The sequence below is a fragment of the Aeromonas taiwanensis genome (genome assembly GCF_000820165.1).
Taxonomy (GTDB): Bacteria; Pseudomonadota; Gammaproteobacteria; order Enterobacterales; family Aeromonadaceae; genus Aeromonas; species Aeromonas taiwanensis.
The window spans coordinates 21,993-44,702 of record NZ_CDDD01000021.1 but is presented as its reverse complement, the minus strand read 5'-3'; the positions used below and the strand labels follow the sequence as shown (position 1 = coordinate 44,702).

General features: G+C 63.9%; 22 protein-coding genes. 12 read left to right on the top strand and 10 right to left on the bottom strand.

All coding sequences use genetic code 11. From position 1 onward, the window contains the following. Positions 1-141 precede the first annotated feature (141 nt). From ubiG to yfaE, 5 genes are all read left to right on the top strand, one after another. Positions 142-858 (top strand): bifunctional 2-polyprenyl-6-hydroxyphenol methylase/3-demethylubiquinol 3-O-methyltransferase UbiG, encoded by a 717-nt coding sequence (gene ubiG / locus BN1136_RS04240; RefSeq protein ID WP_043760324.1) that lies wholly within the window; start codon positions 142-144, stop codon positions 856-858. Then, positions 858-1,544 carry an HAD-IA family hydrolase gene (locus BN1136_RS04235; protein ID WP_043808094.1) on the top strand — a complete coding sequence of 229 codons (687 nt, stop codon included), beginning with the start codon at positions 858-860 and terminating at the stop codon, positions 1,542-1,544. Before ubiG ends, BN1136_RS04235 begins: the two co-directional genes overlap by 1 nt. A 582-nt stretch (positions 1,545-2,126) precedes the next feature. Continuing rightward, positions 2,127-4,394, top strand: coding sequence for a class 1a ribonucleoside-diphosphate reductase subunit alpha (gene nrdA, locus BN1136_RS04230; protein WP_043760322.1), 2,268 nt, complete (start codon positions 2,127-2,129; stop codon positions 4,392-4,394). Positions 4,395-4,473: 79 nt separating this feature from the next. Beyond that, positions 4,474-5,607 (top strand): class Ia ribonucleoside-diphosphate reductase subunit beta, encoded by a 1,134-nt coding sequence (gene nrdB, locus BN1136_RS04225; protein ID WP_010674816.1) that lies wholly within the window; start codon positions 4,474-4,476, stop codon positions 5,605-5,607. Between the two features lie 56 nt (positions 5,608-5,663). Further along, positions 5,664-5,984 carry a class I ribonucleotide reductase maintenance protein YfaE gene (gene yfaE / locus BN1136_RS04220; RefSeq protein WP_043760319.1) on the top strand — a complete coding sequence of 107 codons (321 nt, stop codon included), beginning with the start codon at positions 5,664-5,666 and terminating at the stop codon, positions 5,982-5,984. Positions 5,985-6,104: 120 nt separating this feature from the next. Here the strand turns inward: yfaE and mltA are convergent, their stop codons facing one another. Next, positions 6,105-7,256: a murein transglycosylase A gene (gene mltA / locus BN1136_RS04215; protein ID WP_043760318.1), complete on the bottom strand. Its 1,152-nt coding sequence runs from the start codon at positions 7,254-7,256 to the stop codon at positions 6,105-6,107. 150 nt (positions 7,257-7,406) lie between these two features. Between mltA and BN1136_RS04210 the strand changes: the two genes are divergently transcribed. Further along, positions 7,407-7,658, top strand: coding sequence for a DUF1289 domain-containing protein (locus tag BN1136_RS04210; protein ID WP_043760316.1), 252 nt, complete (start codon positions 7,407-7,409; stop codon positions 7,656-7,658). Positions 7,659-7,730: 72 nt separating this feature from the next. Here BN1136_RS04210 and fruA read toward each other — a convergent pair whose 3' ends face one another. The 3 genes from fruA to fruB are packed head-to-tail and all read right to left on the bottom strand — an operon-like array spanning position 7,731 to position 11,538. Next, positions 7,731-9,455, bottom strand: coding sequence for a PTS fructose transporter subunit IIBC (gene fruA, locus BN1136_RS04205; RefSeq protein ID WP_043760314.1), 1,725 nt, complete (start codon positions 9,453-9,455; stop codon positions 7,731-7,733). Next, positions 9,452-10,438, bottom strand: coding sequence for a 1-phosphofructokinase (gene pfkB / locus BN1136_RS04200; RefSeq protein ID WP_043760312.1), 987 nt, complete (start codon positions 10,436-10,438; stop codon positions 9,452-9,454). Before pfkB ends, fruA begins: the two co-directional genes overlap by 4 nt. Beyond that, on the bottom strand, positions 10,438-11,538 hold the full coding sequence (fruB, locus tag BN1136_RS04195; RefSeq protein WP_043760310.1) for a fused PTS fructose transporter subunit IIA/HPr protein: 1,101 nt from the start codon (positions 11,536-11,538) through the stop codon (positions 10,438-10,440). The genes pfkB and fruB overlap by 1 nt, the downstream gene beginning before the upstream one ends. Before the next feature lie 307 nt (positions 11,539-11,845). Here fruB and cra point away from each other — a divergent pair, with 307 nt between their 5' ends. The 4 genes from cra to BN1136_RS04175 all read left to right on the top strand — a co-directional run bounded on the left by cra (position 11,846) and on the right by BN1136_RS04175 (position 15,677). Then, complete coding sequence (gene cra, locus BN1136_RS04190) at positions 11,846-12,838, top strand: catabolite repressor/activator (RefSeq protein WP_167332227.1); 993 nt, start codon at positions 11,846-11,848, stop codon at positions 12,836-12,838. A 301-nt stretch (positions 12,839-13,139) separates the two neighbouring features. Then, positions 13,140-14,333, top strand: a complete 1,194-nt coding sequence (locus BN1136_RS04185) for an aromatic amino acid transport family protein (RefSeq protein ID WP_043808091.1) — start codon at positions 13,140-13,142, stop codon at positions 14,331-14,333. A gap of 247 nt (positions 14,334-14,580) precedes the next feature. Then, positions 14,581-14,985, top strand: coding sequence for an MbcA/ParS/Xre antitoxin family protein (locus tag BN1136_RS04180; RefSeq protein ID WP_043760308.1), 405 nt, complete (start codon positions 14,581-14,583; stop codon positions 14,983-14,985). Next, positions 14,985-15,677, top strand: a complete 693-nt coding sequence (locus BN1136_RS04175) for an RES family NAD+ phosphorylase (protein ID WP_043760306.1) — start codon at positions 14,985-14,987, stop codon at positions 15,675-15,677. The genes BN1136_RS04180 and BN1136_RS04175 overlap by 1 nt, the downstream gene beginning before the upstream one ends. A gap of 82 nt (positions 15,678-15,759) precedes the next feature. Here BN1136_RS04175 and BN1136_RS04170 read toward each other — a convergent pair whose 3' ends face one another. Beyond that, complete coding sequence (locus BN1136_RS04170; RefSeq protein WP_043760304.1) at positions 15,760-17,166, bottom strand: DEAD/DEAH box helicase; 1,407 nt, start codon at positions 17,164-17,166, stop codon at positions 15,760-15,762. Between the two features lie 306 nt (positions 17,167-17,472). Between BN1136_RS04170 and BN1136_RS04165 the strand changes: the two genes are divergently transcribed. Beyond that, positions 17,473-18,285, top strand: coding sequence for a substrate-binding periplasmic protein (locus tag BN1136_RS04165; RefSeq protein WP_407921443.1), 813 nt, complete (start codon positions 17,473-17,475; stop codon positions 18,283-18,285). 91 nt (positions 18,286-18,376) lie between these two features. Here BN1136_RS04165 and aroC read toward each other — a convergent pair whose 3' ends face one another. Together aroC and prmB are read right to left on the bottom strand one after the other, a co-directional pair. Continuing rightward, on the bottom strand, positions 18,377-19,465 hold the full coding sequence (aroC, locus tag BN1136_RS04160; protein ID WP_043760300.1) for a chorismate synthase: 1,089 nt from the start codon (positions 19,463-19,465) through the stop codon (positions 18,377-18,379). A gap of 16 nt (positions 19,466-19,481) precedes the next feature. Continuing rightward, complete coding sequence (gene prmB / locus BN1136_RS04155) at positions 19,482-20,417, bottom strand: 50S ribosomal protein L3 N(5)-glutamine methyltransferase (protein ID WP_043760418.1); 936 nt, start codon at positions 20,415-20,417, stop codon at positions 19,482-19,484. Positions 20,418-20,482: 65 nt separating this feature from the next. Between prmB and smrB the strand changes: the two genes are divergently transcribed. Further along, entirely contained in the window at positions 20,483-21,007 is a 525-nt protein-coding gene (smrB, locus tag BN1136_RS04150) for an endonuclease SmrB (protein WP_043760297.1), read from the top strand. A 93-nt stretch (positions 21,008-21,100) separates the two neighbouring features. Here smrB and BN1136_RS04145 read toward each other — a convergent pair whose 3' ends face one another. The 3 genes from BN1136_RS04145 to BN1136_RS04135 form a co-directional block, all read right to left on the bottom strand. Continuing rightward, the gene (locus tag BN1136_RS04145) at positions 21,101-21,511 is read right to left on the bottom strand and encodes an SRPBCC family protein (RefSeq protein WP_043760295.1); all 411 of its coding nucleotides are present in this window, start codon (positions 21,509-21,511) and stop codon (positions 21,101-21,103) included. A gap of 123 nt (positions 21,512-21,634) precedes the next feature. After that, a complete protein-coding gene (locus tag BN1136_RS04140) occupies positions 21,635-22,234 on the bottom strand; it encodes a histidine phosphatase family protein (RefSeq protein WP_043760293.1) in 600 nt (199 codons plus the stop codon). An 18-nt stretch (positions 22,235-22,252) separates the two neighbouring features. Further along, on the bottom strand, positions 22,253-22,651 hold the full coding sequence (locus BN1136_RS04135) for a GFA family protein (protein WP_043760416.1): 399 nt from the start codon (positions 22,649-22,651) through the stop codon (positions 22,253-22,255). Positions 22,652-22,710 lie beyond the last annotated feature (59 nt).

The window sequence follows — 22,710 nt, the reverse complement described above, 5'->3', positions numbered from 1 at the left end:
CACTGAGCCAAATACATTAAGCCACAAATCCGATGAGCACATCGGGCTGGTGCGACGAGGTCGGTCCGTTATAATGCGCGCCAGGACAATAGATTGCGCGCGCCCAGCCCGCTGCGCGCCTTGCCACAGGATCATCAAAACATGAATAGTGATGCCAATGTCGATCTGACAGAAATCGCCAAATTTGAAGCCATCGCCTCCCGCTGGTGGGACATGGAGGGCGAATTCAAGCCGCTGCATCAAATCAACCCGGTGCGCCTTGACTGGATCACCGACAAGAGCGGCGGCCTGTTTGGCAAGCGCGTGCTCGACATCGGCTGCGGCGGCGGCATCCTCTCCGAGAGCATGGCCCGCCGGGGAGCCCGCGTCACCGGCATCGACATGGGCAAGGAGCCCCTCGGCGTCGCCCGTCTGCACGCACTGGAAGCAGGGGTGGAGCTCGAGTATCGCCAGATCACCGCCGAAGCCCACGCAGACGAAGCCCCGGGCCAGTATGACGTCGTCACCTGCATGGAGATGCTGGAGCACGTGCCGGACCCGGCCTCGGTGCTGCGCGCCATCGCAACCCTGGTACGGCCGGGGGGCAAGGTGTTCGTCTCCACCATCAACCGCAATCCCAAAGCCTATCTGATGATGATCCTCGGGGCCGAGTACCTGCTGAAGATGGTCCCCAAGGGCACCCACGATCACAAGAAGTTCATCACCCCGGCCGAACTCTGTCGCATGGGCGAGGCGGCGGGCCTGCTGGTGCGCGACATGAGCGGCGTGCACTATGCGCCGCTCTCCAACAGCTTCAAACTCGGTCGCAACGTCGACGTCAACTACATGGTCGCCTTCGAGCGCCCGGAGCAAGGCTGATGAGCGTCCCCCACCCGATGCCCCTTCGCTGCGTCCTGTTTGATCTGGACGGCACTCTGCTCGACACCGCGCCGGATCTCGGCGCCGCCGTCAACCACGTGCTGGTAAGCGAAGGCTTTGCCCCGCTGTCCGACGACATCATCCGCCAGACCACCTCCCACGGGGCCCTCGGGCTGCTCAGGGCCGGCCTTGGGGAGGAGCTGCTGGAGGAGCTCGGGGCCACGCGCCTTCGCACCGCCCTGCTGGACTACTACGCGGCCAACCTCTGCGTCGGCACCCGCCCCTATGAAGGCATGGTGGATCTCATCGAGTGGCTCGACGAGCGGCAACTGCCCTGGGGCATCGTCACCAACAAGCCGGGCTTTCTCACCGAGCCGCTCCTGGCCGCCCTGCCCGAGCTCGCCAGCTGCGGCGTGGCGGTCAGCGCCGACACCCTGCCGGTGCGCAAGCCCGACCCCGCCCCCATGTACTTTGCCTGCGAGCGGCTCGGAGTGGACGCGGCGCACTGCCTCTATGTGGGGGATCACGTACGCGACATCGAGGCGGGTCGCAATGCGGGGATGCGCACCGCCGTCGCAGGCTGGGGTTATCTGAATGACAATGAGGATCCCGCCGACTGGGGTGCGGATCTGCAGTTCGATACCGTGCAGGCCCTGCACCACTGGCTGCGCTACGAGCTGACCTGAGCCCATTGTCCGGTCTACAAGGCCTCAATAGTAGAGATGGATCTGCGGGGCAACTTTGACAGTCCGCCCATGGTCGGATGCACATCCGCCATGGCGCGGGAGTCGCCCCGCAGCGCGCCAGAGGGATGTCGGACGTTCCCTCTTTTTGCGGGCTTGGCAACCCCCCGAACGGCATAACAGGACACCTTTTGACCCTGTCTGCACAAGGGATGAGCAGGCCGGATTTGCTAGTAAAAACACCCTGCTTTCGCAAGCAAAAAAAGTTATTTTAATTTTCCATCTTCGATCGCCGGACTTGCATTTACCGGATCGGACGCATGAAAACCCGTTCGCTGTGAGCGTCCACTAACTCGGCTCCCGACACCCACAATTTATCCACAGCTAATGCGTTATCCACAGATTGCAATGCCGTGACGACCTCACTATCTTGTAGTTCGCATTCAAAATAACACTATATCTTGTGATTCATCGCGCTGTACGCCCCCACCCCGTCGCCTGGATTGGCCCGTCGGGAGCGTCGCGCGATGGTTTTTCGGGAATCCACCGATACCGCCAGGTATCAATGAAAGGGGTCATCAGCCAATGAACTTGTTTGTGACGAAGCGTAACGGACACAAAGAACCCATCGATCTGGACAAGATCCACCGCGTGCTCGACTGGGCCGCCGAGAAGCTCGACAACGTGTCGGTCTCCCAGGTGGAGCTCAAGTCCCACATCCAGTTCTATGACGGCATCCGTACCGCCGACATCCACGAGACCATCATCAAGGCTGCTGCTGACCTCATCTCCGAACAGAGCCCGGACTACCAGTACATGGCCGCCCGTCTGGCCATCTTCCACCTGCGCAAGAAGGCCTACGGCCAGTTCGAGCCGCCCCACCTCTACCAGCACGTCGCCAAACTGGTGGACATGGGCAAGTACGACAAGCACCTGCTGGAAGACTACACCCAGGCCGAGTTCGAGGAGCTGAACGGTTACCTCGATCACTGGCGCGACATGGACTTCTCCTACGCCGCCGTCAAGCAGCTGGAAGGCAAGTACCTGGTCCAGAACCGCGTCACTGGCGAAATTTACGAGAGCCCGCAGTTCCTCTACATCCTGGTGGCAGCCTGCCTCTTCTCCAAGTATCCGAAAGATACCCGTCTGGACTACATCAAGCGCTTCTATGATGCGGTCTCGACCTTCAAGATCTCCCTGCCGACCCCGATCATGAGCGGCGTGCGCACCCCGACTCGCCAGTTCAGCTCCTGCGTGCTGATCGAGTGCGACGACAGCCTGGACTCCATCAACGCGACCGCCAGCGCCATCGTACGTTACGTCTCCCAGCGCGCCGGCATCGGCATCAACGCAGGTCGCATCCGTGGCCTGGGCAGCCCCATCCGTGGCGGCGAAGCCTTCCACACCGGCTGCATCCCCTTCTACAAGTACTTCCAGACTGCCGTGAAGTGCTGCTCCCAGGGCGGCGTGCGCGGCGGTGCGGCCACCCTCTTCTACCCCCTGTGGCACACCGAAGTGGAAAGCCTGCTGGTGCTGAAGAACAACCGCGGCGTGGAAGAGAACCGGGTCCGTCACATGGACTACGGCGTGCAGATCAACAAGCTGATGTACCAGCGCCTCATCAAGGGCGGCGACATCACCTTGTTTTCCCCGTCCGACGCACCTGGCCTCTATGACGCCTTCTTCGCGGATCAGGACAAGTTCGAAGCGCTCTACGTCAAGTACGAGCAGGATCCGAGCATCCGCAAGAAGACTCTGAAGGCGGTGGATCTCTTCTCCCTGATGATGCAGGAGCGTGCCGGTACCGGTCGCATCTACATCCAGAACGTGGATCACTGCAACACCCACAGCCCGTTCGATCCGAGCGTGGCGCCGGTACGCCAGTCCAACCTCTGCCTCGAGATCGCGCTGCCCACCAAGCCGCTGAACAACGTGGACGACGAAGATGGCGAGATCGCGCTCTGTACGCTCTCTGCCTTCAACCTGGGCGCCATCGAGAAGCTGGAAGACCTGGAAGAGATGGCGGATCTCGCCGTTCGCGCCCTGGACGCCCTGCTCGACTATCAGGACTACCCGCTCAAGGCCGCCATGAAGGGCAGCATGAACCGCCGTACCCTGGGGATCGGCGTCATCAACTACGCCTACTACCTGGCGAAGAACGGTGCCCGCTACTCCGACGGTTCCGGTCTGGCGCTGACCCACCGCACCTTCGAGGCGATCCAGTACTACCTGCTGAAGGCCTCCGTACAGCTGGCCCGCGAATTCGGCCCCTGCCCGGCGTTCAACGAGACCACCTATGCCCAGGGTATCCTGCCCATCGATACCTACAAGAAGGATCTGGATGGCCTGTGCAACGAGCCGCTGCACCTGGACTGGGAAAGCCTGCGCGAGGAGATCCGCACCGTGGGTCTGCGCAACTCCACCCTGACCGCCCTGATGCCGAGCGAGACCTCTAGCCAGATCTCCAACGCCACCAACGGCATCGAGCCGCCCCGCGGCCTGGTCTCCGTCAAGGCCTCCAAGGACGGCATCCTCAAGCAGGTGGTGCCCGAGTACCATCGCCTGAAGGATCAGTACGAGCTGCTGTGGAAACAGCCGAGCGTCGACGGTTACCTGCAGCTGGTCGGCATCATGCAGAAGTTCGTGGATCAGGCGATCTCCGCCAACACCAACTATGATCCGGCCCGCTTCGAAGGCAACAAGGTGCCGATGAAGCAGCTGCTCAAGGACTTGCTGACCGCCTACAAGTACGGCCTCAAGACCCTCTACTACCACAACACCCGTGACGGTGCAGACGACACCCAGACCGATCTGCAGGATGACGGGTGTGCCGGCGGGGCTTGCAAGATCTAACCGCCGAGCCATCTGATGAACCGGGCGGGAGCATGAAGCTCCCGCCTTCCTGTTTCCCCCATTTCACGACAGTCGAACCATGGCCTACTCAACTTTCTGCCAGACCCAAAACGATCAGCTCAAGGAGCCGATGTTCTTCGGCCAATCGGTCAACGTGGCCCGTTATGATCAGCAAAAGCACGATATCTTCGAGCGGCTGATCGAGAAGCAGCTCTCCTTCTTCTGGCGCCCGGAAGAGGTGGACGTCTCCCACGACCGCATCGACTTCCAGGCCCTGCCCCCCCACGAGCAGCACATCTTCATCTCCAACCTGAAGTACCAGACCCTGCTGGACTCCATCCAGGGCCGCAGCCCCAACGTGGCGCTGCTGCCGCTGGTCTCCATCCCGGAGCTGGAGACCTGGATCGAGACCTGGGCCTTCTCCGAGACCATTCACTCTCGCTCCTACACCCACATCATCCGCAACATCGTCAACAACCCGGGCCAGGTGTTCGACGACATCGTGACCAACGAGCAGATCCTGAAGCGCGCCGGCTCCATCAGCCACTTCTACGACGATCTCATCGAGGCGACCTCCGTCTATCACCTGCACGGTGAGGGGACCCACCGGATCGGGGATCGCGAGGTGACCATCAGCCTGCGCGAGCTCAAGAAGAAGCTCTATCTCTGCCTGATGAGCGTCAACGCCCTGGAGGCGATCCGCTTCTACGTGAGCTTCGCCTGCTCCTTCGCCTTCGCCGAGCGCGAGCTGATGGAGGGCAACGCCAAGATCATCAAGATGATCGCCCGCGACGAGGCCCTGCACCTGACGGGGACGCAGCATATGCTGAACCTGATGCGCAGCGGCAACGACGATCCCGACATGGCGGAGATCGCTGTCGAGTGCGAGCAGGCCTGCTTCGAGCTGTTCAAGGAAGCGGCCCTGCAGGAGAAGGAGTGGGCCGAGTACCTGTTCCAGGACGGCTCCATGATCGGCCTGAACAAGGACATCCTCTGCCAGTACGTGGAGTACATCACCAACCTGCGCATGGCGGCGGTGGGCCTGCAGCCGGCCTTTGCCGGCACCAAGCAGAACCCCATCCCCTGGATCAACACCTGGCTCTCCTCCGACAACGTGCAGGTAGCGCCTCAGGAAGTGGAAGTGAGTTCCTACCTGGTCGGCCAGATCGACAGCGAAGTGCACGCCGACGATCTGGGTGACTTCGAGCTGTGATTGCACGCGCCCGGACTGACGGCAACCTTCATGCCGTTTCTTGGTGAGGTCTTGCCGTGAGTGAGGCCATCGGCACCCTGCCCCCCGCCCCGTCTCTGAGAGACGCCGAGCACGAGGCCGCAACGCCCCGGGTCCATACCCGGGACGGGGTGCTGCACGCCCATCCCGGCGAGAGCGTGCTGGAAACCCTGGAGCGCCACGGCCACAGGGTCGAGTTCCAGTGTCGCAGCGGCTACTGCGGCGCCTGCCGCACGCCGCTGCTGGCAGGCAAGGTGCACTATGCAGCCGTCCCGCTCGCCTTTGTCTCCCAGGGGGAGTGCCTGCCCTGCTGTTGCCAGCCGGTCGGTGCCATCAAACTGGATATCCGGAAGGGCTGACGGCCCCGTCCCCCGGAATCTGCACAGCAAACAAAAAGCCGCCGGAGCAATCCGGCGGCTTTTTTGCCTCTATCTCTTCGTTCAGGGCGCCCTCTTGCAGACGCCCTTCCCCTCAGAGAATTACAACCAGGGAGCGGCTGTCGGCCCGTGGTGCAGGCCCAGCTTCCAGACACGGCCGAAGTGCTTGTAGTGCCCCGCTTCCACACCAGCCCTCTCCCCCATGCCGTGGTAAAGATCCAGGTGTCCCTTCTTCACCGCGCCGCCCACATCGAGCGCGATCAGCAGGCGCAGCTGGTGCCTGCCGGTCCAGTTGCCCGCCTTGTCGAGCAGAGGCACTTCCGCGAGGATGGGAGTACCCATGGGCAGCAGGGTCTTGTCGGCCGCCACCGCCGCCATGGGCAGCAGCGGAATGCCGGCGGCCCCGACCACGTCGTTGGTGGGACGGCGTTCGAAGAAGACATAGGAGGGGTTCTGCTCCACCAGCTCCTTCACGCTCTCCTCCGGCTGGCGGCTCGCCCACTCCTTGATGGCCTTCATGGACATCTGCTCCTTGGGCACCTCGCCGCGGTCGATGAGCACCCGGCCGATGCTCACGTAGCCGTGACCGTTCTTGCCGCTGTAGCCGAGGTATTGCAGCCGGTCGTCATCGCCGTAGTGGACGAAGCCCGAGCCCTGCACGTCCATCAGGAAGTTGTCGATGAGGGAGCGGCTGTAGCCCAGCTCCAGCCCGCGGTTGGCCAGCGCACCTCTGTGGATCTGGGCCCGGCTCGGGCAGCGCCCGCCACAGTTGGGCATGGCGTAGATGGGGTACTTGTACTCGGCATCCGGGCGGTGACGCACCTCCAGCACCGGCGAGTAGTAGCCGGTGAAGAGCACGTTGCCCATGCGATCGGCGCCGCCGAGCTGGGCCAGGCTGACGCCGTAGCGGGTGATCTGGGCGGGATCGCCGCCATTGGCCACCCAGCGGGAGAGCTGACGATAGAGCTCCCCATAGCGGCTCGCCATGCGGCCGGATCGCTCCAGCACCAGCCGGCTCTGGGGGCCGAACTTGCTGTAATCTGCGCGCGCGCGGCTGTTGACCCGCTCCACCCGCACCAGATCCCCTGGCAGGGCACCATCCAGATACTGCTTGCCCAGGTTTTCCGGGACCTCACAGTTCAGAAAGCATCTGGAATCCGCCTTTTTCTGGGGCGCCTTGACCGGTTCAGGGCTGCCCGCACAACCGGCCAACCCCACCACGGCGGCGGCCAACCAGTACGCATGTCTATTCATATGTCCTCATATAACACCTTGTGTCTTGCACGGCGGGGAAGATGCCAAAATTGCCATGGGAAAGCAAACGCCTTCCACCCTCACACGACGGATTTTTCCTGCAGGGATCTTCTGGGTTATAACAAGGTGACAAGGTGTGAGAGGTCATGGATGGAACAGCTCGAATTCTTCCCGCTCGAGAGCCCCTGCGTCGGGGTTTGCGAGATGAACAACAAGGGGTATTGCAAGGGGTGCCTGCGCAGCCGGGAAGAGCGTTTCTACTGGCAGAAGATGACCCCTGTCCAGCAGCAGGAGGTGCTGCGCCTGTGCCGCAATCGCAAGGCCAGGGTCGAGGCGGCGCGGCGCAAAGCCAGGGAAGGTGAACCGCCCGAGGCCCCGGCGCAGCCCGATCTGGATTTCTGACGCTTTCCCCCTTTTTGCCAACCATAAGAAAGGCGGCCCGCAGGCCGCCTTTTTCATTTACCCACATCCGGCTCAGGCCGTCGCCAGCCTGGCCTGCTCCTCGCCGCGCTTGAGCATGGCATAGGAGACCCCGGTCAGGAGCGACCCCGCCGCGATCGCCAGGATGTACATCATGACGTTGCTGATGGCATTCGGGATGAAGAGCACGAACAGGCCGCCGTGGGGCGCCACCAGCTCGCAGCCAAACAGCATGGAGAGGGCACCGGTCAGGGCACCGCCCACCATGCAGGCCGGGATGACCCGCATGGGATCCTTGGCGGCAAACGGGATGGCCCCCTCGGAGATGAAGCACAGACCCAGTACGAAGGAGGCCTTGCCCGCTTCCTGCTCCGCCTTGATGAACTTCTTGCTGGCCAGGAAGGTGGCGATGCCCATCCCCAGTGCCGGTACCATGCCGGCGGCCATCACGGCAGCCATGGGGGCATAGGTCTTGGAGGCGAGCAGGCCGACCCCGAAGGCGTAGGCCGCCTTGTTGACCGGGCCGCCCATGTCGAAGCACATCATGGCGCCGATGATGACACCCAGCAGCACGGCGTTGGCGGAGCCCATGTTGTTGAGGAACTCGGTCATGGCGTTCATGATGCCGGCCACCGGGCCGCCCACCACGTAGATCATCACCAGGCCGGTAAACAGGCTGGCAAAGAGCGGGATGATGAGGATGGGCTTGAGCGCTTCCAGGGTCACCGGCAGGCGCACCTTGTCGCTCAGGTACTTGGCACTGTAACCGGCGAGGAAGCCACCGACGATGCCACCGAGGAAACCGGCGCCCAGTGAGCTTGCCAGCATACCGGCGATCATGCCGGGAGCGAGACCCGGACGGTCGGCGATGGAGTAGGCGATGTAGCCCGCCAGCACAGGGATCATCAGGGCGAAGGCGGAGCCGCCGCCGATCTTCATCAGCGCCGCCGCGAGGGTCCCCTCCTCCTTGAACGCCTCAATCCCAAACACGAATGACAGGGCGATGATAAGGCCGCCCGCCACCACCATGGGCAGCATGAAGGAGACGCCGGTCAGCAGGTGCTTGTAGGGGCCCGCCTTCTCCTCTTTCTTGGGGGAGGCAGCGCCGCTGTGGCGATAGGTCTTGGCCTCGGTCCAGGCCTTGTCGAGCTCGGCGCGAGTCTTCTTGAGGGCAGCCCCTGTGCTGGTGCGATAGACAGGCTTGCCGTCGAAGCGCGCCATGTCCACCTCGATGTCGGTGGCGAGGAACACCAGATCGGCGGATGCAATCTCGTCCGCCGTCAGGGCGTTCTGGGCACCGACCGAGCCCTGGGTCTCGACGCGGATCTGATGGCCCAGCTGCTTGGCCATGGTTTCCAGCGCTTCCGCGGACATGAAGGTGTGGGCCACCCCGGTCGGACAGGCGGTCACCGCGACGATACGCTTGGCACCGGCGGCAGCCTTGGCCACGGCAGGCGCGGCCTGATGGCGATAGACGCTGGCACCGCTGCTCGCGGCCTCCAGCAGGGCGGCCGGATCTTGCAGCGCCAGGTCCATGTCACCCCGATAGAGCGACTTGCCGTCATAGGCGGCCAGATCCACCGGGGCGCTGGCCACGACCAGCACCAGGTCGGCGGCGGCAATCTGCTCCTTGCTTGGCGCCTGACGTGGCTGCACGCTGGAGTCAACATCGAGGATGAGTTCCCAGCCCGCCAGTTTGGCCTGCTGTTCTATCCGTTTTGCAGCGAGAAAGCTGGTGGCAATGCCCGCCGGGCAAGCCGTAACCAGAATTGCTTTCATTGGGCATCTCCTGAGTTATCCATTGAATGGGAATGGGGTTGACGTTGTGCCGCATCCAGGCGAGTCAGGCGCACCTGCTCGAGCAAGGGATCCAGCACCTTGATATCGCTAAAACCGACCGCTACCTGGCTCACCGCCAGGGCCGAGACGGCGGTGGCCAGACGCAGGGTCTGCTCTGCGCTCCAGCCGAGGCTGAGGCCATGGGCCAGTCCGGCCACCAGGGAGTCGCCGGCACCGACAGTGCTGACCACCTCCATGCGCGGCGGAATGGCCTGCCAGGTGGCCTCCGGCCCGAACCAGAGGAGCCCGTCGGCGCCGTTGGAGATCACCACGTGGGGAATCCCGCTGGCCTGCAGCGCACGGGCGCACTCCGCCTGCTCCTCCAGGGTCCGGATGGGGCGCCCGGCCCACTGCTCAAGCTCCTCCAGATTCGGTTTGACCAGGGTCGGCGCCGCTTTGAGCCCTTCGGTGAGGGCCGCGCCGCTGCAGTCGAAGATCACCTGCTTGCCCCAGGCCTTGAGCAGCGCGATGAGATGGGCGCAGTAGGCCGGCGCCACGCCCTTGGGCAGACTGCCCGCCAGCACGAACCAGTCGGCCTTGGGTGCCAGCCGCTCCAGCTCCGCCTCCAGCGCGCTCACCTCGGCTTCGTGCACGGTGAGCCCCGGCAGATTGAGATCGGTCACCCGGCCGGATTGCTCGGAGATCTTGACGTTGATGCGGGTGCTGCCCGCGACGCGCACGAAGTGATCGGCAAGGGCTCGATCCTCGAACAGGGAGACAAAGCTCTGCTGGTTCTCGGCGCCAAGCCAGCCGGTCAGGCCCACGTCACGGCCGAGATCTTTCAGGACCATGGCGACGTTGATCCCCTTGCCGGCGGCGCGCAGATTCGCCTCGCTCACCAGGTTCACCTCGCCAGGGTGCATGGCCTCCAGGCGGGTGGTGAGATCGAGCGCCGGGTTCAGGGTGATGGTGACGATGTCCATCAGTGTGCCCCCTCGCCCAGGCCGGCGGCGATGGCCTCACCCAGCCCCTTGAGAGCGGCTTCGGCATCCGGCCCTTCGGCACGAAACGCGAGACGATGACCGCATTTGACGCCGAGGCCGATGACCTTCATCAGGCTCTTGGCGGAGACGGCTTCGCCGCTGCCGTCGAGGTTCGCCACGCGAATGTCGGACTCATACTCCTTGGCCACCTTGACCAGCATGGCGCCCGGGCGGGCATGCAGGCCATGGGGGTTGATGATGGTGAAGGTATCGGACAGACCGCTCGCCGGGCCGGATTGCAGCATGGCGAGGCCATCGCTGCCCGCCAGGGCCCCGAGCTGGCCTGCGGCGGCGAGACGGGCCAGGTTGTCGAGCTGCGCCAGATGGCCGCTATCTGCGGCGCACAGCAGCAGCAGTGCGCTGACAGGCTGATCACCTGCAGTCAGCACCGCACTCGGGGTCGCCAGCACCCAGCCGGTCTGGGCGGCCTGGGCGCGGGCCAGCCAGATCCCCTCCCCCAGATGGACGGGAGCACTGGCCAGCAGGGCGCTCACCATGGCAGCGTCTCCCCATCCTGCGGATTTGGCGCGGGCCGCAGCCCCCAGCAGCAGCTGGTCCTGATCGTCGGCCGGGAAATCGGCCAGGGTCAGGAACTGGACCTCTTTTGCCGCGCTGGCGCCGGTCAGGATGTCGATGATGGTCTCTTCGTCGGTGGCCTCCTTGAGGCGGGCCGCCGCCTGCTCATCACCCAGCACGTGGGTGAGCTGGCGCAGGATCCCCAGGTGCTCGTCGGACTTGGCAGCGATGCCGATGGCCACATAGGCCGTCTGCCCGTCATCCCACTCGATGCCGTGAGGGAACTGGGCCACCATGACGCCGGTGCTCTTCACCAGATGGCGGGTATCCGTGGTGCCGTGGGGAATGGCGATGCCGCTGCCCAGGTAGGTGGCGTGCTGGGCTTCTCGTGCCAGCATGCCGTCCACGTAGCCCGCCTCCACCAGACCGGCTTCGGTCAGTTTGCCGGCCAGGAGGGCGATGGCGTCCGCCTTGGTCGTCACCGATTGTCCCAGCAGGATTTGCTGTCGCGCCAACTTCAACATAGAGATTCTCCATCAGGTCCGGCGGCGCCTCGGGGCGAGCCGGCTCAACTCAACGTGGTTTTCGGGTAACTTGCCTGCTGACAATAGACGGGGATCTCCCCTTTGGTGAGCCGGGGCGCATTTCCCGCCTCCCGTCCTCATCGCCTGCTGACAAGCTGAATCGTTTCACTTAGACTCAGACTGAATCGTTTCAGCCAATTGTTCAAGATCCCGCTAAGAGTGCTTTTCAATGATATGATCCCGCGCACACTTTTCGGTGCCCCCAACCAGGAACCGGCGCGGGCCTAGCAACTCAAACAGAGCCAATATGATGAAACTGGATGAAATCGCCGCACTGGCCGGCGTCTCGCGCACCACGGCCAGCTATGTGATCAACGGCAAGGCCGATCAATACCGCATCAGCCAGACCACCCGTGACAAGGTAATGGCCGTGGTCCATGCCCACAACTACCAGCCTGACAGCCGCGCCGCTTCCCTGCGGGGCGGCCAGACCAAGACGCTGGGCTTCATCCTGCCCGACCTCGAGAACGCCAGCTACGCCAAGCTCGCCAAGCGGCTCGAACAGGGGGCCCGCCCCCAGGGCTACCAGCTGCTGATCGTCTGTTCGGAGGACGAACCCGAGACCGAGAAAGAGCTGGCCCGCATGCTGGTCAGCCGCCATGTGGATGCCCTGCTGGTGGCGAGCTGCCTGCCCCCCTCGGATCCCTTCTATCTGGAGCAGCAGACTCGCGGAGTGCAGATCCTCGCCATCGACCGGGCCATGAGCGCCGATCACTTCGTCACCGTGGCGAGCGAAAACCAGAAGGCGAGCTTCGATCTCACCGCCTCCCTGCTCGGCTCCCCCCTGCGCCATGTGGCCCTGATCACCGCCCTGCCCACCCTCACGATCAGCTGTGAGCGCCTCGCCGGTTTCCAGCAGGCCCTCGCCAGCCATGCCAGCCCCCTGACGCCCCACGTCTGCGAGGGGGAGCAGTTCTCCCGCGCCGAGGGGTATCGCCTGATCAAGACGCTGCACCAGCAACTCGGCCAGTTGCCCGAGGCCCTGGTGGCCACCTCCTACATCCTGATGGAGGGGGTGCTCGACTACCTGCTGGAGCAGGAGAGCGACATGAGCCGGATCGCCATGGCCACCTTCGGGGACGATCGCCTGCTCGACTTCCTCCCCTTTGGCATCAACTCCCTGCCCCAGCAGCACGATGCCCTCGCCGGCCAGGCACTCACCCTGGCCCTGGATGCCATCAACGGCACCTACCGCGCCGGCCTGCACTATGTGAGCCGCACCCTGAAACGCCGCCGCTGACGCGAAATGGACCTGCCGAAGGCGACCCCGGTCGCCTTTGCGCATTTTTACGCCATCCGCCCCAGGAAGCTGTCATCATTTATTTCCACCCAGGCGCCTTCCACAGTAGAACCTTCGCTCAATCTCGCTTGTTTTCGATATTTTAATCGGCTAACGTGGCAACCCTGTTTTACAACCTGCGGCTGTTCGTAACGATGTCTCCACTCCGATATTGCTAGCCTCCGGTCTTCCCCCGGAGGCACCCCGACACCTGGCACCCTGCCCCCCCTCATGACGTTGTTTTTAGATTCGGATGGATAACATGAACACCAAGACCCTGGGTTGTACCCTGTTGATTGCCGGCACCACCATAGGCGCCGGCATGCTGGCCCTGCCGCTGGCCTCTTCGTCGCTCGGCGGCCCCGCCACCCTCATGCTGATGATCGGCCTCTGGGCCCTGATGGCCTTCACCGCCATGCTGCAGGTGGAAGCCAGCCTCAGCACCGGCAAGTGGTACCTGCACCAGCTGGCTGATCACCTGCTCGGCCCCTGGGGCAAGGGCATCGCCTCCTTCTGCATCCTGATGCTGTTCTACGCGCTGGCCTCCGCCTACATCAGCGGTGGCAGCAGCCTGCTGGCCCAGGCACTGGCAGACGCGGGTCTGCCCCTGAGTCAGGAGCAGGCTGCCTGGGCCTTTACCCTGCTGTTTGGCGGCATGGTCTGCGTCGGCACCAGGCAGGTGGATTACCTCAACCGCCTGATGTTCACCGTGAAACTGGTGATCATGGTGGCCGTGCTTGCCCTGCTGCTGCCCCGTGCCCAGGGGGAGCACCTGCTCTCCATGCCGCTCGGTCAGGGCCTGCTGCTGGCGGGCCTGCCGGTGATCTTCACTTCGTTTGGCTTCCACGGCTCCATTCCGAGCGTGATGCTCTACCTGGGCGACTGTCCCAAGCAGCTGCGCCGCGTCTTCGTGTGGGGCTCCGCTCTGCCGCTCATCCTCTACGTGCTGTGGCAAGTGGCGATCCTCGGGCTGCTCGGTCAAGCATCCCTCATCCAGACCGGTGGCGCCCTGGACAGCCTGCTGGCCAACGTCGGCAGCCTGGTCAGCTGGCCCGCCTTCAACCAGGCGATGCACCTCTTTGCTGATCTTGCGCTCGCCACCTCCTTCCTCGGGGTGACGCTGGGGCTGTTCGACTTCATGGCCAAGGTGACCCGTCGCAAGGACAACTGGCAGGGCCGCACCCAGACCGGCCTCATCACCTTCGTGCCGCCCCTGCTGTTTGCCCTCTACTTCCCTCAGGGTTTCATCATGGCGCTGGGTTACGCCGCCATCGCGCTCGCGGTGCTGGCGGTGCTGCTGCCGGTGGCCCTGGTCTGGCAGAGCCGCAAGCAGGCCGAGCCCCACCACTACCGGGTCCCGGGCGGCGTGCTGGCCCTGGGTCTCGCCGGTGCCATGGGGGTGCTGATCGTCGGGGTGCAGGTCAGCGTAAGCCTGGGCTTCCTGCCCGCGCTCTGACGGCCGACGTCCGGCCCTGGATGGAAAAGCAAAGCCCCGCCTTATTGGCGGGGCTTTTTGTTGACCCTCTCTTTCTTGACCCCCTCTTCGGGCTCCTTTGGATAAGGTAGAAATCAACACCATCACATATGAACATACACATGTCATTTTGTACGAATATGTACAAGCGTGCGTCACTCCCCTAAACTCATAGCCAGACGACAAGCCGTATCCGTGCCCGCGCCGGCACTCAGGTTAAGGAGGCATCATGGTCGCAATAGCACAGACTCCCCAACGCGAGAGCGCCGTCGATCCCAGCAAGGCGCTGCCGGTGGTGTTTCGCATTCTGGATAAATGGCGGTGCAGCACGGATGAACAGCTGACCCTGCTCGGCATCTCCTCCCGTTCGACATTGAACAAGTACAAGGAGGCGAGCGGTGGTATCCGTCTCAGCGCCGATCTGCAGGAACGGATGAGCTACATCCTCAACATCCACAAGAGCCTGCGGGTGCTGTTCAGCGTCGATGAGAGCATCTACGGCTGGGTACGCAAGCCCAACAGCCACCCCTTCTTCGCCGGGCGCAGCGCCATGGATGTCATGCAGGGGGGGCGGGTCGCCGATCTCTATGAGGTGGCGACCCGGTTGCACGCCTGGCGCGGAGGCATGGCCTGATGTCCGCGATACCACCATCGAGCGAGCTGCAGGATCAACAGGCCTTTCGCATCATCCCGAGCCGCTATCCTCCCATCTGCCTCTATGAAGACGTGGCCAACGCGGATGAGCTGGAGGCGGTCTGGGCCGTCGAGGCCCTGACCAACGATCGCCTGCGGGAAGAGGCCGGGGAGCTGGCGCGCGTACCGAAAGAGGATTGGCTGGTGGGGCTGGCCGGCGGCAGCTATGTGATGGCCGCCTTCACCCACCTCAATCCCGAGGGGGCCCGCTTCACCACGGGGGATTTTGGTGGCTACTACTGCGCCCCCCTGCTCGATACCGCGGTGAAAGAGACCGTCTATCACCAGGAGCGCATCTTCGGCTACACCAGTGAGCCGGCCCAGAAGCTGCAGATGCGGGTGCTCCACACCGAGTTTTGTGCCAATCTCATCGACATACGGGGGGAGAATTACCTCGCCTCCCCCCTCTATCACGCCACCGACTACGGCCACTCCCAGGCCTTTGCCCAAGAGCAGAAGCGCGGCGGGGCGGACGGCATCCACTACCGCTCGGTGCGCCACAGCGGCCACGACTGTTACGTGCTCTACCGCCCCCGCCTCATCACCAAAATCCACCAGACACAGCATCTGGAATACCACTGGAACGGCAGCGCCATCGCCAACGTACTGCAGATAAGGCTATACGGGGAATAACCTCCTCCGGATGCAAAAAGCCCCGCCAGATTGGCGGGGCTTTTCATTCAATCTTTCAGCGCAGGAGAGGCTCCCGAGGCGCTTACTGGTTGTGGCTGGCACGACGCGGACGACGGGCCTGGGCCGGCTTGCCGGCGCCGCCTTCCGGGCGTTGACCGCCCTGGGGCTTGGGCTTGCCGCCGTTGCCGCCGCGATTGCCACCACCGTTACCACCCGCGCCATTGCCGGAGCGACCGGCACCCTGGCGCTGGCCCTGACCCTGCGGGCGCGGCGCACGGCGCTGCTCGCTCGGATCGCGGGGCTCTTTGCGCAGGGGTGCGCCGATGCCACGGGCGATGTTGTCCAGCGTCTCGCGGGAGGCTTCGAAGCCCGCCACCTGCTCGCAGGGGATGCTCTGCTTGGTCAGGCGCTCGATAGCCTTGATGAGCTTGCCCTCGTCCGCCGCCACCAGGGAGATGGCGTGACCGGCGGCGCCGGCACGGCCGGTACGACCGATACGGTGCACGTAATCTTCCGCCACGTTTGGCAGCTCGAAGTTCACCACCTGGGGCAGCTTGTCGATGTCGAGGCCGCGGGCGGCGATGTCGGTCGCCACCATGACGCGCACACTGCCATCCTTGAAGCCGGACAGGGCGCGGGTACGGGCCCCCTGGCTCTTGTTGCCGTGGATGGCGGCGGCGCTGATGCCGTCTTTCTCAAGCTTCTCGGCAACCCGGTTGGCAATGTGCTTGGTGCGGGTAAAGACCAGCACCTGCTGCCAGTCGTTGCTGGAGATGAGGTGGCTCAGCAGGGCGATCTTGTTGGCCTTGTCGCACGGGTGCACCAGCTGCTCGATGCGCTCGGCGGTGCTGTTGCGCGGGGTCACCTCGATCACCGCCGGGTTGTCCAGGAGGCCGGTGGCCAGCTCGCGAATTTCGTCGGCGAAGGTGGCGGAGAAGAGCAGGTTCTGACGCTTCTTCGGCAGCAAGGCCAGGATGCGGCGGATGTCGCGGATAAAGCCCATGTCGAGCATGCGATCCGCTTCGTCCAGCACCAGGATCTCGACTTCGTCAAACTTGACGGCGTTCTGGTTGTAAAGGTCCATCAGGCGGCCCGGGCAGGCTACCAGCACGTCCAGACCACGGCGGGTCGCCATCATCTGGGGGTTGATGCTCACGCCACCGAAGACCACGTGGCTGCGGATCGGCAGGTGCTTGCCGTAGTTGCGCACGCTCTCGCCCACCTGGGCGGCCAGCTCGCGGGTCGGGGTCAGCACCAGGGCACGGATACGGTTCGGGGAGACCTTGCGTTTGCTCTCGGTGAGGCGCTGGAGCATCGGCAGGGTGAAGCCTGCGGTCTTGCCGGTCCCGGTCTGGGCGGCGGCCATCAGGTCACGGCCTGCCAGGACGGCCGGAATTGCTTGTTGCTGGATGGGAGACGGGGTGTCGTAGCCTTGCTCGGCAACGGCACGCAACAAGGGTTCGGCCAGACCGAGGGAAGTAAAACTCATAGTTACCTGCTAGGGATAGCGGCGCCGGGGATTGTGGTGGGGCTCCTCTGCCGAGCCGATGCCATCTCACAGGATCCGGGCCTATGGAGAAAACACGATTTCCCCGGGGAGCAGAGCAAAGGGGAAAGAATAGAGGCGCAGTCTAACGGAGTTGGCGCACTTACACGAGGAAAATGTGATGGACCTCCCAGCACGGGTGGAAAAGCCGGTCAGGGCGCGGCAGAATGGCGAAAATGCAGCCGTATGGCTCTGGGCCCCTGCGCAAGAGGGAGGGGGCGGCGCAACACATGGAACAGGAGGTTCTGCTTGAGAAGGATGTTCACCCCCGCCGTTATCCGGCGCACCCTGGCCCTCGCCTTGCCGCTACTCCTGAGCCTGCCGCTCGGCGCCAGGGAGACGATGTCGGTAGCCTGGAGCCACTGGCCCCCCTTCAGCGAGATCGACGCCGACGGTACCCTGGGTGGACTGGACGTGACCCTGACCCGCCAGATCCTCCATGACGCGGGCTTTCACCCCGTGTTTCGCAACCTCCCCTGGGCCCGGGCCCTGCATCTCATGAAGCACCAGCAGCTGGATGTGGCCATGGGCGCCCTGAAGACACCGGAGCGGGAGCAGTTTGCCCGCTTCTCGGCCCCCTACCGGCGCGCCAGCTTCGTGTTGCTGAGCCAGGGCGCCCCCCAGGCTGGTGGCGATCGCTGGCTGGGGATAACCCAGCTGTCGGATCTCTGTGGCCTGACGGGGCTGCGCCTTGGCAAGCTGCGGGGCACCCGCCCCCTGCCTGTGAGCGCGCAGTGCCCCGCTCTTGGGCAGGCGGTCGAATACAATTCGGACGATCGGCTGCTCACGCTCTTGCTGGCGCGGCGCCTCGACGGGGTCATCATGGAGTGGCAGCATGCCCGCCACCGCTTGACCCAGCTCGGTGCAAACGGCTTCGTGCAGTGTCAGGTGCTGCTGCATCAGCAACCGGTCAGCCTGATGTTCGCAAAAGAGACCGTGAGCGAGGGCGCCCTCGCCCGCATCGATGCCGCCATCGCCGCTCTCCCCTCGCCAGATCCCGCCCTGGCCACGCCCCATTGCCGCCTGGACGCAAGCCAGCCTTCCACGGTCCCGGCCATCTGACCCACAGGCCGGAGGCAAGAAACCATAAAAAAGGCGACCCCGGGGGTCGCCTTGTCGTCTCTGGTGATCACTCACCCTGGCAGTTGCGCGATCAGCGCAGCTGCGGGGTCTGGGTATGCACGCCCTGGTTCTGGGCGCGGTGACGCAGCAGGTGATCCATCAGCACCAGGGCCAGCATGGCCTCGGCGATGGGCACGGCACGGATGCCGACGCAGGGGTCGTGACGTCCCTTGGTGATCATCTCGGTGGCCTCACCGCTGGTGGTGATGGTCTTGCCCGGCACCGTGATGCTGGAGGTGGGCTTGAGGGCCATGCTCACCACGATATCCTGGCCGGAGGAGATACCGCCCAGGATGCCGCCCGCATGGTTGCTGGCAAAGCCGGTCGGCGTCATCTCGTCCCGGTGCTCGGAGCCCTTCTGCTCCACCACCCCGAAACCATCGCCGATCTCCACCCCCTTCACCGCATTGATGCCCATCATGGCGTGGGCGATGTCGGCGTCGAGGCGATCGAACACGGGTTCGCCCAGCCCCACCGGCACGTTGCGCGCCACCACGGAGACCTTGGCCCCCACGCTGTTGCCCTCTTTCTTCAGGGCACGCATGTATTCATCGAGTGCCTCCAGCTTGCCCGCATCGGGGAAGAAGAAGGGGTTCTGTTCGATCTGGGTCTCGTCGAAGCCTTCCGCCTTGATGGGGCCGAGCTGGGAGAGGAAGCCGATGATCTCGATGCCGTGCACCTGCTTGAGGTACTTCTTGGCAATGGCCCCCGCCGCCACCCGCATGGCGGTTTCCCGCGCGGAGGAGCGGCCGCCGCCACGGTAGTCACGCTGGCCGTACTTCTGGTGATAGGTGTAGTCGGCGTGGCCGGGGCGGAACAGGTCCTTGATCTCGGAGTAGTCCTTGGAGCGCTGATCGGTGTTCTCGATCAAGAGCCCGATGGAGGTGCCCGTGGTCCTGCCCTCGAACACCCCGGAGAGGATCTTCACCTCGTCCGCCTCGCGGCGCTGGGTGGTGTAGCGGGAGGTGCCGGGTTTGCGCCGGTCCAGATCTCCCTGCAGATCCGCTTCGCTTATCTCCAGCCCCGGGGGGCAGCCGTCGACCACGGCGCCCAGCGCCAGGCCGTGGCTCTCGCCAAAGGTGGTGACCCGAAAGAGTTGGCCAAAACTGTTCCCTGCCATGGGTGCTCCTTGCTGCTTAGTTCTTGTAGATCGCGAAATGGGCCTGATACTGCTCGAGTTCTGCACGGGTCATCACGAAGACGCCGTGACCGCCGTTCTCGAACTCCACCCAGGTGAAGGGCACGTCGGGGAACTGGGCTTCCAGGTGGATCATGCTGTTGCCCACCTCGACCACCAGTACGCCATCCTCTTTCAGGAAGTCGGCAGCGTTGGCCAGGATGCGCTTGGTGAGCTTGAGGCCGTCGGAGCCCGACGCCAGGGCCAGCTCCGGCTCGTGGCGGAACTCGTCCGGCAGATCCGACATGTCCTCGGAGTCCACGTAGGGGGGGTTGGAGACGATGAGATCGTACTTGTCACCGGCCGGCAGATCCCGGAACAGATCGGAGCGGATGGGGATGACCTGCTGCTCGAGGCCGTGATCGTTGATGTTGCGCTCGGCCACGTTGAGGGCATCGACGCTGATGTCGATGGCATCCACTTCCGCGTGGGGGAACTCGTGGGCCATGATGATGGCGATGCAACCGGAGCCGGTGCAAAGATCCATGATCCGGGTCGGCTCGTCCTTCAGGAAGGGGGCGAAGCGGTTGGCCACCATCTCGGCAATCGGGGAGCGCGGAATGAGCACACGCTCGTCCACATAGAACTCCCAACCGGCATACCAGGCCTTGTTGGTGAGATAAGGTGCCGGCACCCGCTCCTGCACGCGGCGGATGATGAGCTCGGCGATGCGGTGACGCTCGCTGGTGGTCAGGCGGGAGTGGCGCATGGCCGGATCCACGTCCGGCGGCAGATGTAACGCGGGCAGCACCAGTTGCACGGCCTCATCCCAGGCGTTGTCGGTACCATGTCCGTAGAAGATCCCGGCGTCGTTGAAACGACTCATGGCCCAGCGCAACATGTCCTGGATGGTGTGCATCTCGGCAACCACCTCATCGATAAATATCTTGTCCAAATCCACCTCCAAGTCGAGTAATATCCGGCCCGAGAATTTTATACAGCGAGCAAGACGAGTACCTGATGAAAAAAACGCCCTCACTCACAGACGAGGAAAGCCTGCTGTTTCGCGATGCGGTCAAAGGTACCCGGAAAATAAAGCAAGATACCATAAGGGCCTCCTCAAGCCCGGTCAAGCAGAAACGCGAAGTGCGCGAGAGCCGCGAAAAGCTTGGGGTCGACCACTTTTTCAGCGACGAGTACCAGCCCCATCTCGAGGCGGACGGGCCGACCCGTTACGTGCGTGAAGACGTGTCGAAATTCGAGCTGAAAAAGCTCAAGCGCGGCAGCTACCCGCCGGAGATCTACCTGGACCTGCACGGCATGAACCAGCACCAGGCCAAGCTGGAGCTGGCAGCCCTGCTCACTCTCTGCCGACGCGAGAACATTCACGTCGCCTCGGTGATGCACGGCATCGGTAAACATATCCTGAAGCAACGCATCCCGAGCTGGCTGGCCCAGCATCCCAACGTGCAGGCCTTCCACCAGGCGCCACGGGAATGGGGGGGAGAGAGCGCCATCCTGGTGCTGCTGGATATCGAAGAGTAACTGCTTCGCGCTCGCCTGGGGGCAGCCACCGGCCTGATACAAAAAAACCACCGACAAGCTGCGGTGGTTTTTTATTGGTGCCGCCATGGCGCCTTATCCGGCGGCCTCCATGTGGCGCTTGAAGTTATCCAGGATGCTCTGCCAGCCGGCCCGCTGCGCCTCGCCGCTGTGCTGGGACTCGGCGTCGAACACCTCCTCCACCCGGGTGCCGCCCTGCTCCTCCACGAACCGCACGCTGACCTCGCGGCCATCGTCCATGACGTAGCCGAGCCCCGTCGGCGCCCTGACCTCGGTGAAGGTGCCCTCGAAATCGAACCCCATGCTGCCATCCCTGGCCGCCATGCGGTGGCTAAAACGCCCCCCGACCCGCAGATCCACCCGGCTTTGGGGACAGTGCCACTGTGGGGAGGCGGCGTTCCACTCCATGATGCTGGCTGGCGTGTTCCAGCCCAGCCATACCTCGGCCAGGGGGCGCTCTACCAGGACACTGACGCTTATCTTCATCGCACTCTCCTTTGCTCACTGTTGTACTCTGCCTGGCCGGCCAGGCGGTCACCCTCTTTCCTCAGGGCCTGGAGTGATCGCCATCACGGGCCGAGTCAGCACGGCCATCATCAAAAAGCGGAATTACTCCTGCCCCACTGGGCGATGGCAATATACCGGCGGCCGGGCAGGATCCAGACTGACCACCAGCCTGCCGCCGTTATGCAGCTGCCACGAGAAGAAGTCGGCAAAACCTGCGCCGGTGAGGGCGCGGATCACCTTGGCCACCACCCCGTGGGCCACCAGCAATACCCGCTCCCCACCATGCCTGTGCACCAGCGCGGTCAGCCCCCGGGATACCCGCGCTATCACCGCATCCAGGGATTCGCCGCCGGGAGGTGCCTCATCCCAGCGACGGGTAATGTTGCGCGCCCAGAGTGCTGGGTAGCGCTCTCTCGCTTCTGTCTGGGTCAACCCCTCGAAGAGTCCCACGTGGCGTTCACGAAAGGCGGGCTCTATCCGGACCGGCAGAGCCAGCTCCCGAGCAATTGGCTGCGCACTCTGCCTGGCGCGCAGCAAGGGAGACGAGAGCAGGCAGGCAAACGGCCCCTCACCCGCAAGGGCTTGCGCCAGCTCGACCACCTGCTCCCGCCCCCGGTCGTTAAGGGGCAGATCCAGCGCCCCCAGATAACGCCCCTCGGCGTTGGCCCGGGTCTCCCCATGGCGGATCACCACCAGCTCCATCAGCTCTGACTCCCGTCGTCAGGGTTTGGGGGCAAACTGTTCGAACACCTGCTGTCCGGTCAGGGTCGGGGTATCGTTCTTGAGCTCGTAAAAGTCCGGCTTCTCGTCGATGAAGATCTGCCCGGTGAGCTCGAACCCCTGTTCCTGGAACAACCCGGCACAGAGGATGTACTCATCCGTCGGCAGCAGGTGATAGAAGAGGTGGGTACCGCAGGTGGGACAGAAACCGCGCTCCGCCCACTCGGACGAGCGGTAGGCCACCGGGGTGATCCCGGTGAAGCGCACGCCCTTGCCGCCGTGGACCGCAAACATGGGCCCACCGGACCAGCGCCGGCACATGGCGCAGTGACAGAGATTGACCTCCTTGTGATCGCCACTCACCACCCGGACCCCGCCACACAGACAATGACCTTCCATGATCCCTCCTTGAATACAGGGCGACACAAGGAGCGAAGAGCGCCCCCGATCCCCGTCGC

Excerpts from the sequence above, each read along its gene's own strand:
- ubiG (WP_043760324.1), top strand. The coding sequence starts at position 142 with ATGAATAGTGATGCCAATGTCGATCTGACAGAAATCGCCAAATTTGAA.
- BN1136_RS04235 (WP_043808094.1), top strand. The coding sequence starts at position 858 with ATGAGCGTCCCCCACCCGATGCCCCTTCGCTGCGTCCTGTTTGATCTG.
- nrdA (WP_043760322.1), top strand. The coding sequence starts at position 2,127 with ATGAACTTGTTTGTGACGAAGCGTAACGGACACAAAGAACCCATCGAT.
- nrdB (WP_010674816.1), top strand. The coding sequence starts at position 4,474 with ATGGCCTACTCAACTTTCTGCCAGACCCAAAACGATCAGCTCAAGGAG.
- mltA (WP_043760318.1), bottom strand. The coding sequence starts at position 7,256 with ATGAATAGACATGCGTACTGGTTGGCCGCCGCCGTGGTGGGGTTGGCC.
- BN1136_RS04210 (WP_043760316.1), top strand. The coding sequence starts at position 7,407 with ATGGAACAGCTCGAATTCTTCCCGCTCGAGAGCCCCTGCGTCGGGGTT.
- fruA (WP_043760314.1), bottom strand. The coding sequence starts at position 9,455 with ATGAAAGCAATTCTGGTTACGGCTTGCCCGGCGGGCATTGCCACCAGC.
- pfkB (WP_043760312.1), bottom strand. The coding sequence starts at position 10,438 with ATGGACATCGTCACCATCACCCTGAACCCGGCGCTCGATCTCACCACC.
- fruB (WP_043760310.1), bottom strand. The coding sequence starts at position 11,538 with ATGTTGAAGTTGGCGCGACAGCAAATCCTGCTGGGACAATCGGTGACG.
- cra (WP_167332227.1), top strand. The coding sequence starts at position 11,846 with ATGATGAAACTGGATGAAATCGCCGCACTGGCCGGCGTCTCGCGCACC.
- BN1136_RS04185 (WP_043808091.1), top strand. The coding sequence starts at position 13,140 with ATGAACACCAAGACCCTGGGTTGTACCCTGTTGATTGCCGGCACCACC.
- BN1136_RS04180 (WP_043760308.1), top strand. The coding sequence starts at position 14,581 with ATGGTCGCAATAGCACAGACTCCCCAACGCGAGAGCGCCGTCGATCCC.
- BN1136_RS04175 (WP_043760306.1), top strand. The coding sequence starts at position 14,985 with ATGTCCGCGATACCACCATCGAGCGAGCTGCAGGATCAACAGGCCTTT.
- BN1136_RS04170 (WP_043760304.1), bottom strand. The coding sequence starts at position 17,166 with ATGAGTTTTACTTCCCTCGGTCTGGCCGAACCCTTGTTGCGTGCCGTT.
- aroC (WP_043760300.1), bottom strand. The coding sequence starts at position 19,465 with ATGGCAGGGAACAGTTTTGGCCAACTCTTTCGGGTCACCACCTTTGGC.
- smrB (WP_043760297.1), top strand. The coding sequence starts at position 20,483 with ATGAAAAAAACGCCCTCACTCACAGACGAGGAAAGCCTGCTGTTTCGC.
- BN1136_RS04145 (WP_043760295.1), bottom strand. The coding sequence starts at position 21,511 with ATGAAGATAAGCGTCAGTGTCCTGGTAGAGCGCCCCCTGGCCGAGGTA.
- BN1136_RS04140 (WP_043760293.1), bottom strand. The coding sequence starts at position 22,234 with ATGGAGCTGGTGGTGATCCGCCATGGGGAGACCCGGGCCAACGCCGAG.
- BN1136_RS04135 (WP_043760416.1), bottom strand. The coding sequence starts at position 22,651 with ATGGAAGGTCATTGTCTGTGTGGCGGGGTCCGGGTGGTGAGTGGCGAT.